Below are 13,919 nucleotides of genomic sequence, written 5' to 3' on the forward strand. Positions count from 1 at the left end.
CCCCGCTTCAACCCATTCAAGGGACCCGACACCAGCAATGATGTCAGGCGGGAACCGGACTGGCAAACCAGAAAAATACAAGCATAAAGTAGTACAAACACACTCTTGAGTTCTCAAACCACCACACACGCACAACCACCGGAACCAACCCCAAGGGAACGGCCCCGGCCGCCGTGCGGCAGCGAATGAATAACCTACACGCAAAACCACGAACACGCAAACCCAAGCCAACCAGAACATGAACAACCATTGAAAAACCAGGCATCCCACGGCGTGTCGCAACCAACACGAAACACAAGACAACAATGGCGCGACGAACCACACAACCGCACACGACATGCAACCACCCGACCCATGCACGACGATTAAGGATCCTTCGACTCCGCGCTACGCGCTCCGCTCAGGATGACAGCGGGGGACTCCGCCCTGCGGTGTCCGGCCGCGCCGGACCGTCGCTGCCCTGGCGGCGGCTCCCTTCGCCTACGGACAGCCCACTGGGCTGTCCGCTTCACGGCTCGGTGCTCAGGATGACAGGAAGGGACACCGCCGCGGTATCCGGCTATACCGGATCGCCGCCACCCTGGCGGCGGGTCCATCGCCTACGGACGGGAGTGCGCTCCCCCTACAGCCCACGGCGCTTCAGGTCCGCGACCAGGCTCACGTAGAACTCGCGCACATCGAAACCGGGGATGTTCTCCCGGTTCAGGTCGATCATGTCCGCGTGGGAGATGCCCCGGTTCCCTGCCGGCTCGATCCACATGAAATCGTCGCCCCACGGGAACGACGGCCGCGAGACGAGACCATCGTTGGGCCCGTCGAACCATTTGACCAGCGGATAGGTGAAATTCAGCGGGAACCGGCCCGTGGTGGCGCGCAACAGCCGCGATCCCACACTGCGGCAGACAATGCCCGGAAACGGGTCCAACCCGATCTCCCGGTTGATGCGCGCGCACCCCGCCTGCGTGAGGTCCCGCACCGCGGCCATGAAATCCGGGCTCGTGTCGCCAAGTCTGGAGGCGGCCGCATTGTATGTGGCTTCGATCTTCTTCCTCGCCCCGTCCGGGACTTTGGCCAGCAGATAGTCGGCGAACCCGCATCCGCGATGCGGCGTATTGATGGTGGTCAGCGACGCGACCAGCCCGCCAACCCCCTCACGCGCGATCGCCCAGCGCATGTCCAGACCGCCCTTGGAGTGGGCGATGACGTTCACCTTCCCGCAGCCGGTTTCCCCGACGATCCGCCGTATGCGCCCGGCAAGCTCACGTCCGGCATCCTCGACCGACGCCGCGGACTGATGGCCGCCATAGTAAACGATCGCCCCGTTGCACTCCAGCTCACCGGGAATGCGGCCCCAGTAGTTGAGCACCTTCGAATCGCGGAAGAACACGCCGTGCACCAGCAGGATCGGGTATCGCGTGGCGCACACCCGGCTGGCGGCGCGCGATGCGTCGAGCCGCTCCTTGTCCGATTCGAACCGGACCTCCTCGCGGCAGGTGCGGATTATCAGCCTCAGTGCGACGAGATTCGCGATCGGGATCCATCCGCACACGATGCCGATGATCCGGATCCTCAACCCCAGCTGGACGCTGGTCAGATAGACGGCGATGATGCCGATCCAGAACACGATCGATTCCACGACGACCACCGCGGCGAGCATCGCGGCCCATGCCGGCCAGTCGACAGGAAGCATCGGAAACGCCGCGACGGCGAGCCCCACGGTCGCGATCAGCGTTGTCCACCAGAAGATCCGCAGCAACCACACCCCGGCGTTCAGCGCACGAAGCCGGCCGGGCATCCGCCACGGGGAAGATGGGGATCGTCCGTTCATGATCGTCCTCCAATCATCCGATCGTCCCAATCCCCAGTGTAGGAGCGGGCATACCGCGGGCATACCCGCCCCTGCCGGACGGTGACGCCGATCCCGCTACGCCTCCCGCTTACGCCCTACACCTCGGGCGAGGAGGCGCGATAGACCAGTTCGTGCGACACATATTCCACGCTGGCGGGGGCGCGTCCGCCGGACTCGATCTGGGCCACCACCGAATCGACGGCCTTGATCGCCACTGCGTCGGAGCTTTGGTCCACGGTGGTCAGGGACGGGATGGAATAGCGCGATTCGTCGATGTTGTCGAAGCCCACCACGCGCACGTTTTCGGGGATGTTCATGCCCAGATCCCTGATCTGGCGCATCACGCCGAAGGCCAGATGATCGTTGCCGGCCAGAATGCCATCGGGTTTGATGCCGTCGTCGAACAGGGCGGTCACCGCGCGTGCGCCGCCAAGGCTGTTCCAATCGGCCACCTCGCGCACCATGCGCGGATCGTACCGCTGGCCGGACTCCTCGATCGCCAGACGGTATCCGCGGGCGCGGGCGGTGCGGGATGACTCATCCCCCGAAAGCGCGCCGCCCACCAGCGCGATCCGGCGGCATCCGGCCTTCACCAGATGCATGGTGGCATCGTACGCCGCGCGCACGTTGTCCACCAGATAATGCGGGCAGGGTGCCTCGAACGGCTGCACGCCGAGCATGACCAGCGGATAGTCGCCATCGAACACGGAGGCGTCGGACGCGGTCATCCGGGCAGGGCTGATGATCAGGCCGTCGGTCAGATGGCGGCGCACCGATTGCACGCTCTCCACCTCACGGACACGCTCCAAGCCCGTGGACTCGACCATCACGCCATAGCCGCGGTACCGGGCGGCGGCGATGATCCGCTCGGCGAGCTCGGCGAAGTACGTCTGGCGCAGATCGGACACGGACAGCGTGAGCAGGCCGGTGCGCCCGGTCTTGAGCGTGCGCGCGGCGGGGTTGGCCACGTAGCCTAGCTGATCGATCGCCGCCTGCACCTTGTCCTTCGTGGACTGGCGCATGTACGGGTATTCGCTCAGGTAGTTGGACACCGTGGCCACCGAAACGCCGGCGAGCGCCGCCACATCGTGCAAGGTGGCGCGCCCGCCCTGCGACTTGCCGTTCATCAGCCCTCCCATCGGAACGATTGATTGTCTGATTGCCAAACCATCGGATCGCCGGACCGCGTCCTACTGCAGCCGGCGCAGGATGTCCACCACCAGCTTGGCGGCGGTGTCCGCGTATTCGGAGATGTCGAAGGCCTTGAACACCTCGTAGTCAGTGTCCGCATTGTCCGAAAGGGCACGGATCACCAGAGCCGGCACCTCATTGCGGGCGGCCACGTGGGCCACGGCCGCGCCCTCCATCTCCACGGCGTCGGCGCCGGTGGCGAGCACCACCTCGCGGACCTTCTCGGGGGTGTCCACGAAGTAGTTGCCGGAGGCGATGATGCCGGTGATGTGGTGGATGCCGGCGTCCGTGAGCGCGGCGTCGGCGAGCTTGAGCAGTCGCTCGTCGGAGTGGAACTCCTCGACGGGCGCGTCCTCGGTGCCGGGCGTCCACTGTCCCACCAGGCGCATGTCCGTGTCGAGGTAACGCAGCACGCCGCCCAGGACCACGTCGTTGACGTGCAACTCGCGGTTGAGGTTGCCGGCGATGCCGGAGAAGATCACCGCGTCGGGCCGGTAGGCGTCGATGAGGTGCTGGGTGGTGGCCGCGGCGTTGACGAGGCCCATGCCGCCCACGGTGGCGGCGACGTTCACGGTTTGGCCGTCCGCGGTTTCGATGGTGCCGCGGGTGACGTCAAGGCTGGCGGCGCGGTCGTGTTCCACGCCGCTAAGGGATTTGGCGATCAGTGCGACTTCCTCGTTCAGCGCGCCGATGATGGCGATGGTGGTCATGTGATGGTCCTTTCTGGTTGGTCTTCTGCGGGTTTGCGCGGGGCGATGCCGGACGATCGACTGGGCGGGCGATCGGGCGCGGTGACTGGCCGGGCGACCGGCCGATCGTCAGCGCCAGCGGCGGGTACTCACGGCTTCGGCCAGCTCGCGCAGCAGGCGTTCGGTCTCGTCCCAGCTGATGCACTTGTCCGTGATCGACTTGCCGTAGACCAGCTGGTCGAGCGGCGCGGCGGGCTGGTTGCCGCCCTCGATGAAGCTTTCCATCATGATGCCGGTGATGCCCCGCTCCCCCTCGGCGATGCGATGCGCGATGTTACGCACCACCTCGGCCTGGCGATGCTCGTCCTTGCCGGAGTTGCCGTGCGAGCAGTCGACGATCAGGCCATGGGCGGCGGCGGAGTCGGCCGGCATCATCGCGCGCACGTCCTCCATGGCCTTGGCCACGGATGCGGCGTCGTAGTTCGGCCCGTGGATCGATCCGCGCAGGACCACGTGGCAGTCGGGATTGCCGAGCGTCTCCACGGCGCAGGCGCGGCCCATGTGGTCGATGCCGAAGAACGTGTGCTGCTGGGCGGAGGCGTAGCAGCCGTTGACCGCGGCCTTCACGGAGCCGTCGGTGGCGTTCTTGAAGCCGATGGGCATGGACATGCCGCTGGCGAGCTGGCGATGGACCTGGCTTTCGGTGTTGCGCGCGCCGATCGCGCCCCAGCTCACGGCGTCGGCGATGAACTGCGGGCTGGTGGGCTCCAGGAACTCGGTGGCCGCGGCCAGTCCCTCGCCCAGCACGCCGAGCAGGGTCTTGCGCGCGAGCAGCAGGCCCTTGCGGATGTTGTGCGAGCCGTCGATGTCCGGGTCGTTGATCAGGCCCTTCCAGCCCACGGTGGTGCGCGGCTTTTCGAAGTACACGCGCATGACGATCAGCAGTTCGCCCTCGACCTCCTTCATCACCTTGGCGAGGCGGTGCGCGTAGTCGAGCGCGGCGGCCGGATCGTGCACCGAGCATGGGCCCACGATGACCAGCAGACGATCGTCCTGCCCGTACAGGCATGCGCGGATCTCATCGCGCGAGTAGGCGACGATCTCCTGCGCGGCGGCGTCGAGCGGCAATTCGGCCAGCACCTGCGCGGGCGTGGGCAGCGGCTCGAGTTCCAGAATGCGCCGGTTGACGATGCGGCTGACGCCCACCTGATCCTCCCAGCGCGGCACGTTGGTGGCGACCAGCGGGTTCTTGCCCTCGTCCATCGCCTGACGGATGGCGCGAAGCTCCTCCGGGGTGTTCAGGGGCTTCTGATTGGCCGAAATGCCGTCTACGGCCGGCGCATCGCCCGGCGCGATCGGGCTGTTCTCCTGCTGCTGCATGTCATGCTCTCCTTGGGTCATAATCTTCCCCAAGGATAGAGTGGCGCGGGAACAAATCGGCCGGCGGCCTTGGGACGATGCGCATCGGGGGTGGGCTCCGGCATTCCCATAGCCCCGGCATCGGGACAACATCGCGGCGACATCGCGGCGGAAAACAATAAAGGCTTGAACATCCCTGTTCAAGCCTTGAAAAGTATGATGCGGCGACGTGCTACTCTCCCACACCCTATCGAGTGCAGTACCATCACCGTGTCAGGTCTTAGCTTCCGGGTTCGGAAAGTAACCGGGCGTTTCTCCTGAGCCATGATCACCGCAAGAGATATTTATACACGATCATCGTACGGATGCCAACTTCGGCGTGTCGCGACGACGATCCGGCATGCCTTCATTGATCGACCTACAGCGCGCGGCGGCGGTCGATGGCGGCAGCCAGCGTGTGCAGGAGCTCGTTGGTGCGGTCCCACGGCACGCAGGCGTCGGTGATCGACTTGCCGTAGACCAGCTGGTCGAGCGGCGCGGGCTTCTGGTTGCCGGCCTCGATGAAGCTCTCCATCATGATGCCGGTGATGCCCTGCTCGCCGTTCGCAAGCCGCTCGGCGATCTCCTCGACCACCTCGGCCTCGCGCACCTCGTTCTTGCCACAGTTGCCGTGCGCGGCGTCGATCACCAGACCGTGCTCGCTGGGGCCGGTGGCCTTGGACGCCTTCAGGGCCTCAAGGGCCTCGGCGACGGACTTGGCGTCATAGTTCGGACCGTGCGAGGACCCGCGCAGGACCAGATGGCAGTCGGGGTTGCCCTTCGTTTCGGCGGCGATCACGCGACCGTCGAGGTTGATGGACAGGAAGTGGTGCTCAAAGCCAGCCGCGAAGCAGGAATCGGCGGCGGGCTTGATGGAGCCATCGGTGGCGTTCTTGAAGCCGACCGGCATGGACAGGCCGCTGGCCAGCTCGCGGTGGACCTGGGATTCGGTGTTGCGCGCGCCGATCGCACCCCAGCTGATCGCATCGCAGATGTACTGCGGGGTGATGGGATCGAGCCATTCGGTGGCGATCGGGACGCCCTCGTTGAGCACGTCGGACAGGACCTTGCGGGCCAGCCACATGCCCTTGCGGATGTTAAACGTGCCGTCGAGGTCCGGGTCGTTGATCAGACCCTTCCAGCCGATGGTGGTGCGCGGCTTCTCGAAGTACACGCGCATGACGATCAGCAGGCGGTCGTACAGCTCGGCGCTCACCTCGGCGAGGCGGCGCGCATAGTCCCGGGCGGCCTTCGGATCGTGGATGGAGCAGGGGCCGACGATGACGAGCAGACGATCGTCGCGGCCGTTGAGCACGTCGCGGATCTCCTGACGGGAGCGCAGGACCAGATCGATCTGCTTCTGGCTCAGCGGCAGTTCCTTGATAAACGCGCGCGGGGCCGGAATCGGGTCGAGCTGGCGGATGTTGATGTCCACCGTCTCCGGAAACACGCCCTGCTCCCCAAGTCGACGCTGCTCATCCACAGAGCTGTCGGGGCCGCGAAGGTCTGCCATGATCTGTTCTCCTCGTTGTTCGTACGATTACCGCGCCCAGTGTAGTCGCATCTCCGGCGCGGCGGGACGGGGCGACTGCATAGTGGGACTTGGGCGGCTCGCGGGCGGCTGGGAGGCGGCCAGAAGAATCGGGGGCATCCGATTTGCTCACTGTGCGACTTTGGTGCGGCAGAATGAGCGAATCCAATGCGGCGGGACACGATTGGGGGCCGATCGGGGGGCAATAAGACATCTGATTTGCTCACTTTGCAACATCAACCCGCCAGAATGAGCAGATCCAGTGCGGCAGAGCATCGTTGGGACCTATCAGACATCGGATCCGCTCACTTTACGACCTTGATACAACAGAATGAGCGAATCCACTGTAATGGGCCCAAGTTTGAGGCAGCAGGACATCGGATTTGCTCATTCTATGAACCCGGCGCGCCAGAATGAGCGAATCCAATGCGCCAGATCGATTGGCGACCAATTCGAGGGGCAATCCGGGGGCAAGCAGGGCATCGGATTCGCTCATTCTGCGGTTCAGCCGCCGCTGATCTCGCAGTATCACGCAACTTACGGGCTGCGCGGACCGAAATCCGCGATTCACAGCACCATCGGGCCGTTTTTCGAGCGAATTTCGACCCGATAGCGCTGCGAAGAGCCGGAATCGGTCTGCGCAGCCCGTATTTTGCTCGCTGCTTCCCAATGCACCCAGTTTGCCCAGTTTGCGTGCCCAGTCTGCCCAGCGCGCATTACAAACTGGGCAGATCAGGACGCGCGATGTTCAAACTGGGCAGATCGGGCGATCTACGGCCCGATTTGAGCCTCCAAATGACCATATCTGCCCAGTTTGCGGAGAGAACGGTCAGATGTGCCCAGTTTGGGGCGTGGCACGAAACTGACACGCGATGCATGGAGCCACGCAATACGAAATCTGCCCGCAGGTTTGGACAGTTCCGGACTTGCGGGCAGATGTTGCATGCTGGCGGGCCGATCGGCGGGCTCACGTGCCAGTTTTGCCTGGAAGACGGCAGCTCGGAGCACTTGCGGGCGGATTTGGTGCGAACCGGTGCAGTAAGACCGGACGGTGTAGTAGAACCGGACGAAAATCGGGCGAAAAACGTCCGGATGTACTACAGGATTCAGCCTTCGCCGTTTCCCACGGCTTCCCAGGGCTTCTCAAAGCCGGCCTGTCGGCCGGGAGGGCGGGAAAACGGCCACCGGGCCGTTTTCTGGTTCCGCCCTCTCGCGTGTTGGCCGACGCGCGCCGCAGGCGCTCTCGCCGTCAGGCGAGAGCTCCCATCGGATCCCACGCCGGCAGGGAGATGGCGGGCTCGGCGAGAGCGGCCTGGTACTCGGCGGGGAGCATCGCCTTGGGGACGGCCACCTCGTAGACGTACTCGGAGAACCAGTCGTCGGACATGGTGAAGTAGCCCTTGTCGGCGATCTTGGCACCCCAGGAGTTCTCCACGCGCCAGCGGCGGGTGGTGGTGCCGTCATCGGCCACGTCGACGCCCACGAAGGCCATCGCATGGTTCATCGCGGACTCGCCGAAGCGTACGCGCTCCTCCTTGTCCAGATCGAAGTCCACGTCGTACACGCGGCCGTACTCGAACAGATCGATGGCCCATGCGCCGTTCTCGCGGTCCATCATCGGGCCGCAATCGGCGCCGAACCAGACCGGGATGCCCTGCTCGGAGAGGATCTCGCGCACGCAGTCCTTCATGAACTGCACCGGCACGTTGAGGTACTCGGTCGGGTCGCCGCCGGCCACGTTGCCCAAGTGCTCGATGGCGATCTTCTTGCCCTTCGGATGCTCCTGGCGCGGATCGTCCACGAGGCACACGTAGTCCTCGAGATCGGCGGTGCCCACGTACTTGGCCCAGAACTCCTGCGGGGTGATCTCGCCGTCGCGGTGGAACTCGCCGTCCTTGTCGGTCCACTCCCAGTCGAACTTGACCGGCGGCTCGCCCAGATGGATGGTGAGGATGCGGTGGCCGGCGGCACGGGTCTCGGCCACGATCTGGTCGATCTGGCCCGGGTTCGCGTACATGTGGGCCACGGCGGTGTGCAGCAGGGCGCGCAGCTGCTTGTTCATGGAGCCGGTGTTGGAGGAGGAGACGGTCTCCGGGAACAGGTCCTTCGGCACGGCGCCGTACTTCTTGTAGACGTTCAGGGCCATGGTCCACTGGCCGCCGTCGCCCATCACATCGGCCAGCAGATGCTGGACGAGACGGGAGTCGTTCGGCTCGCCGGCGCGGACCAGCTCGGCCACGTCCTGCAGGAAGTAGTTGACGCGCTCCAGCTTGTCGTAGTACATCGCGTAGTTCTGGGAGAACTCGAACTCCTTGAGGTTCAGGTTCTTCTTGGCGATGAAGCGGGCCACGTTCAGGGAGCTGAACAGCCAGCAGCGGCCGGAGCGCTCCTGGGAGGTGACCTCGCCGTTGTCGACGGTCACGGAGAAGCGGCGCTGCAGCAGGCGCGCGCGGTCGTAGTTGCGGGCGACCTTCTCGATGCCGGCGGCGGTGACGGCGTTCATCGCCAGACGATTGGTTCCCTTGCTGTCAAAGTCCTGACGCAGACCGTCCAGCGCTTCCTGGCTCAGCGGTTCGATGGCCATGGATCCTCCTTGATGATCGATGTGCTTGTGGCTATGCATGCGAACGCGCACCGGACATGCTGAGCATGCCTCGATGCGCGTTCACGGCAACGTTTTGAATGATACTACTCGGCCTTGGACTCGGCGGAATCGGCCGGCTCGGTCTGTTCCGCATCCTCATCCGGCGCAGCGGCTGGAGCGCTCTCGGACCCCTGCGCATCGGCGGAGGCAGCCGCATCGGCCGCGCTCTGTGCGTCAGCGTCGGCATCGGCGTCCGCGGACTCGGCGGGCACGGGCGCATTCACCGGTACGCTGGGCGCCTCGGCGGGCGTTCCGTTGGCGGGAGCGGCGGCAGCGGCGGGAGCGGCGGCATCACCCGCGGCACCGTCCTTGGCCGGCTCCACGGCATCCGCGAACCCGGCGAGGGAGCCGAAGGACTTGGAGAAGATGGACTTGAGCTCGGAGACGCGGGCGGTGATCGCCGACTCGCGCTGCTGGAGCTGGGCGATCTGCGCCTGCAGGGCATCGATCTCCTGCTTGGCGGCCTCGCGGCGGGAGCGGATCTGGGCGTCCGCATCCTCACCGGCCTGACGCACGATCTCGGCGGCCTGACGATCGGCCTCCTCGCGCTTGGCCGCGGCGTAATCGTCGGCGGCCTGACGGGCGGCCTTGGCCTGGCCGATCAGCTCGTCGGATTCCTTCTGCGTGGCCTTGCGGCGCTCCTCCAGAGAGGCGAGCAGATCGTTGACCTTGGCAGTGGCCTCGTCCTGCTGGGAGGAGATGTCCGCACGGATCTGCTCCACCTCGGCCTTGAGCTGGCTCATCATGTCGTCGCGCTTGATCTCGGCCTCGTCGGTGATCTGGCGGGCCTTGGAGCGCGCGGTCTCGGTGATCTCGCCGGCCTTGCGGTTGGCCTCGCTCAGCAGCTTGGAGGCCTGATCGCGCACGTCGGCGAGCTTCTTGTTAGCCTCGGCGATGGCCTGCTGGATCTGGTCATTGGCGTCCGAGCGGCGCTTGGCGAGCTCCTGGTCCGCCGCGGTGCGCTGGGCGCTGATCTGCTTGGTGGTCTCCGCCTTGAGCTCGGCGATCTGACGCTCCTGGGAGGCCTTCTCCGCGGCGAGGCGCTTGTTGTGCTCCTCGCGGGAGTTCTGCAGCTCGAGGTCGATGGCCTGGCGCTGTTCGGCCACGGCCTTGGAGGTCTGGGACTTGAGCTGGTCCGACTGCTCCTTGGCGGTGGTGACGATGGTGCGGGCGGTGGTGTTGGCGGTGTCCACGATCGACTTGGCCTTGGCCTGCGCCTCGGACAGGACGCGGTCGGCCTCGATGCCCGCGTTGTTCTTGGTGGTCTCCGCCTGCTTCCTGGCGCTGTCCAGCGTGTTGGCGGCGTCCTGCTTGGCGCGGTTGAGCAGCTCGGAGCTGGTCTGTTCTGCGGAGGCGAGCAGCTGCTGGGCGTTGGCGCCCAGGGACGCGAAGGAGTCCTTGGACTGCGGGGCCTTGCGCTGGCGCTCCTCCTGCAGCTCGGCCTCCAGCTGAAGCACGCGGTCGTCGTACGAACGGATCTGTTCGCGAAGCCGGGAGAGATTTTCGCGCGCGTCGGCGAAGGCCGCGTCCACCTGCTCCTTGTCGTAGCCCCGCAATACCACCGAGAACTGTTCAGCCATCGCTGCAACTCCTTGCCTGATAACCCCATTTGGCTAGGGATACTGTAGCGCATCGATGGCCGCGAAACCCCGTCGAAACGCATAGGTTTCGCGGCTTGGACACAAGTTGTTCGACGCCCGGCGCGTCGCGGTCCCGCAGCCCCGTTCCGGCCCGGCGGGAAGCCCGGTTCAGGCGATCAGGATGTCCGCGCTGGAGGGCTGGCGCCAATAGCGCACGGCCTCGCGGATCACGGCCCGCCCGGCCTCGATCTGCTGGTTCAGCGGCAGGCCCGGCGTGGACCGGTCCCCCGATTCGTTGACCATGGGCAGGCTCACGAAGCCGGAGATCACGCGCTCCTGCGAGGCGGTCCAGTCGAGCAGCTGGTAGAACAGCGAATTGCACACGTAGGTGCCGGCGTCCGAGCTCAGCGTGGCGGGGATGTTGCCGGCCGTGAAATCGGCCAGGATCGCGCGCAGGGGCAGGCGCGTCCAGTAGGCGGCCGGGCCGTCGGGATTGATGGTCTCGTATGTGGGGGTCACATTGTCCGCGTCGGGACGATCGTCGCCCACGCGGTTGGTGGCGCAGCGCTCCAGGGCGATGCCGCGCGCGGCCTTCTTCAGCCCCATGGCCACCACGATCCTGGGATTCGTGGCCTCGATCGCCTCATGCAGCACGGGCCACGATTTGGTGAAGCTCACCGGCATCGACACGGCGCTGACGGCCACGTCGACATCATTCAGCGGATCGTCCTCGTCCACGGGCACGCCCAGTCCCTGCGTCGCCAGAGCGCGGGGCACCTCGTAGGCCGGGTTGACCGTGACGCCCTCGTACTGGCCGAAGCCGCACACCACAACGTTGAACCGTTCCATGGTTATCAGTGTAGCCGCAGCCCCGCCGTCAGCCTGAGCAGGACGGGAGCTTCAACGTCATCCTGAGCGGAGCGAAGCGAAGTCGAAGGATCCTTAACCTCCTGCACTATGACTATGTGCGTAATGACGAAGGATCCTTCGACTCCGCCCTAACGGGCTCCGCTCAGGATGACAACGGGGGTTGACCCGGACGCTCCTCAGGATGACGAGAGGGGCCTGCGCTCCGCTCAGGATGACGGAAAGCACTCAGGATGGGGAGGGGACTTAGCGCCTCAGCTGGCCGGCGGCCTCGGCGAGCATGGCGTGCATGCGGGCCTTCGCGCTGGCCTTGGCGATGTCCTGCGCGATGCGCTCGGCGATCGGCAGATCGGCCAGCGTGGTGATCTTGAGGTTCGTCTCGCTGCCGGCCACGATCGCCACCGGCTCCTCGGGCAGGTAGTCGACCACCACGCGCGTGTCGTCGGTGGGGTGGAAATCGGGGTCGGTGCCCGCCTTGGCGTAGGCGGCGCGGATCGTGGCGAAGCGGAAGGCCTGCGGGGTCTGCGCGCGGAACGTGTTGGGGCGATCGGGCACGGAGGCGACCGCCTTGCGATCCCCAAGATCGCGCGTGAGCAGCACGGTGTCCGTGGAGGGCACGGCCACGGTGGCGGCCTTGTACTCGTCCAGCGCGTCGATGCATCCGTCGATCGAGGAGCGCTCCACGAACGGCCGGACCGCATCGTGGATCAGCACCTTGGCATCGCCGGGGATGCCAACGGAGGCGAGCGTATCCAGCGCGGCCATCGTGCTGTCCACGCGCTCGGCGCCGCCGTCGATGATCATGCGCACCTTGGGGTATCCGGCCTCGTCCACCAGTTCCTCCACGGCCTCGCGCACGCGCGGGTTGACCACCACCACGATGTCCGTGACGCGCGGATCGGACTCGAAGGCCTCGATCGACCATGCGACGATCGCCTTGTCGCCCACCGAGACGAGCTGCTTGGGATTGTCCGGGTCGAATCGGGTGCCGAAGCCGGCGGCCAGGACCACGGCCACGACGGGCACGGGCTGGACGGCGGGCACGGGCTGCGCGTTGTTGCCGGACTGCACGGCATCATCCGGCTGTGCGATATCATCCGGCTTCACGGTGGAATTGCTTGCATTCTGGGTCATAGGTCTCTCCTCAACGTTTCGATCGTCCACGTCCACGCTCACGAGCGCACGATCAGCGCGAGCATGCGCCCCTCGTGCTCCTTGCCGGCGAGCGCCGCGCGGCGATGCGAGAACCACAGCGGGTTCTCCAGCGTGCACATGCTGTGGCGGATCGCGCCAATGCGCTCGGTCAGGGATTCGGGCCCCTCGCCGTCCGTGGCGCACAGTTGAGCCAGTTCCGGATCGGCCTCGAGGTACTGGGTGGCGGCGTTGACGCGCGGGCGGGAGGACACCACGTTGTCCTGCGGGATGCCGGCCTTGGCGAGCTCGAGCAGGGCCGCATGGTTGATGTCGATGCCGGGCTTGCCGAAGCGGGACAGCGTGAACGATCCCGGGAATTGCGCGTCGAAGGCGTCGGCGATCTCGTCGCCCACCTCGTAGCAGTCGCCGCAGATGGCCGGGCCGAGCGTGGCGACGATGCGGGCCGGGTCGGCGCCCTTGAGCGCCATGAGCTCCACGGTCGCGCCGATCACCCCGCGTTCCAGTCCACGACGGCCGCAGTGGGCCGCGCCGATCACACCGGCCACCGGATCGGCCATGAGCACGGGCAGGCAGTCGGCGGCGAACATGCCGAGCGCCAGACCCGCCTGCGCGGTCACCTGGCCGTCGGCCTCTAGCACCTGACCCGTCACGTTGCCATCGGCATCCTTGGTACCGGAGCGATCGGCCGGACCGTCCACGTCCACGGCCACGCCGGAGTGCACCTGGCTGACCAAGCTGATCGGCGCGCCCACGGCCTCGGCGAGCGCCTCGCGGTTGGAGGCCACGGCTTCGGGGTCGTCGCCCATCTTGCCGCCCAGGTTGAGGTGGCCGAAGTCGCCGGTGCTCAGGCCCCCGAGGCGGGTGGTGTACACCACGGTGACGCCCGGGGCGAGCGCGATCGGGATGGTCACCGGGATGGGGCGGCCGTCGGCGTCGGTGGGGCTCAGTTCGTTGCTGTTGAGAATCTCGTTGTCAAAGTCGGTCATGGCGTCCATTCTAGGCGGGCGGCGGGCTG

Annotated in this window: 10 protein-coding genes and 1 rRNA gene; all 11 read right to left on the reverse strand. The window is 66.1% G+C overall.

What is annotated here, in order from left to right; genetic code table 11:
- Positions 1-622 precede the first annotated feature (622 nt).
- The 11 genes from EMO90_RS09800 to EMO90_RS09850 all read right to left on the reverse strand — a co-directional run bounded on the left by EMO90_RS09800 (position 623) and on the right by EMO90_RS09850 (position 13,890).
- Positions 623-1,828 carry an esterase/lipase family protein gene (locus EMO90_RS09800; protein WP_223849778.1) on the reverse strand — a complete coding sequence of 402 codons (1,206 nt, stop codon included), beginning with the start codon at positions 1,826-1,828 and terminating at the stop codon, positions 623-625.
- Between the two features lie 116 nt (positions 1,829-1,944).
- Positions 1,945-2,988: a LacI family DNA-binding transcriptional regulator gene (locus EMO90_RS09805; RefSeq protein ID WP_223849779.1), complete on the reverse strand. Its 1,044-nt coding sequence runs from the start codon at positions 2,986-2,988 to the stop codon at positions 1,945-1,947.
- A 51-nt stretch (positions 2,989-3,039) separates the two neighbouring features.
- A complete protein-coding gene (mtnN, locus tag EMO90_RS09810; protein WP_150354317.1) occupies positions 3,040-3,750 on the reverse strand; it encodes a 5'-methylthioadenosine/S-adenosylhomocysteine nucleosidase in 711 nt (236 codons plus the stop codon).
- 108 nt (positions 3,751-3,858) lie between these two features.
- A complete protein-coding gene (locus EMO90_RS09815) occupies positions 3,859-5,109 on the reverse strand; it encodes a 3-deoxy-7-phosphoheptulonate synthase (RefSeq protein WP_395953224.1) in 1,251 nt (416 codons plus the stop codon).
- A gap of 198 nt (positions 5,110-5,307) precedes the next feature.
- Positions 5,308-5,424, reverse strand: a 5S ribosomal RNA gene (gene rrf / locus EMO90_RS09820).
- Positions 5,425-5,506: 82 nt separating this feature from the next.
- The gene (locus EMO90_RS09825; RefSeq protein WP_150354318.1) at positions 5,507-6,640 is read right to left on the reverse strand and encodes a 3-deoxy-7-phosphoheptulonate synthase; all 1,134 of its coding nucleotides are present in this window, start codon (positions 6,638-6,640) and stop codon (positions 5,507-5,509) included.
- Positions 6,641-7,907: 1,267 nt separating this feature from the next.
- Positions 7,908-9,242, reverse strand: a complete 1,335-nt coding sequence (locus EMO90_RS09830; RefSeq protein WP_150354319.1) for a C1 family peptidase — start codon at positions 9,240-9,242, stop codon at positions 7,908-7,910.
- A gap of 104 nt (positions 9,243-9,346) precedes the next feature.
- Positions 9,347-10,882: a coiled-coil domain-containing protein gene (locus EMO90_RS09835; RefSeq protein ID WP_150354320.1), complete on the reverse strand. Its 1,536-nt coding sequence runs from the start codon at positions 10,880-10,882 to the stop codon at positions 9,347-9,349.
- Positions 10,883-11,050: 168 nt separating this feature from the next.
- Positions 11,051-11,731, reverse strand: a complete 681-nt coding sequence (locus EMO90_RS09840; protein WP_150354321.1) for a pyroglutamyl-peptidase I — start codon at positions 11,729-11,731, stop codon at positions 11,051-11,053.
- A gap of 264 nt (positions 11,732-11,995) precedes the next feature.
- The gene (locus EMO90_RS09845) at positions 11,996-12,883 is read right to left on the reverse strand and encodes an IspD/TarI family cytidylyltransferase (RefSeq protein WP_150354322.1); all 888 of its coding nucleotides are present in this window, start codon (positions 12,881-12,883) and stop codon (positions 11,996-11,998) included.
- A gap of 38 nt (positions 12,884-12,921) precedes the next feature.
- Positions 12,922-13,890: a polyphenol oxidase family protein gene (locus EMO90_RS09850; RefSeq protein WP_150354323.1), complete on the reverse strand. Its 969-nt coding sequence runs from the start codon at positions 13,888-13,890 to the stop codon at positions 12,922-12,924.
- Positions 13,891-13,919: the final 29 nt, after the last annotated feature.

The organism is Bifidobacterium vespertilionis (assembly GCF_008698145.1).
Classification (GTDB): domain Bacteria; phylum Actinomycetota; class Actinomycetes; order Actinomycetales; family Bifidobacteriaceae; genus Bifidobacterium; species Bifidobacterium vespertilionis.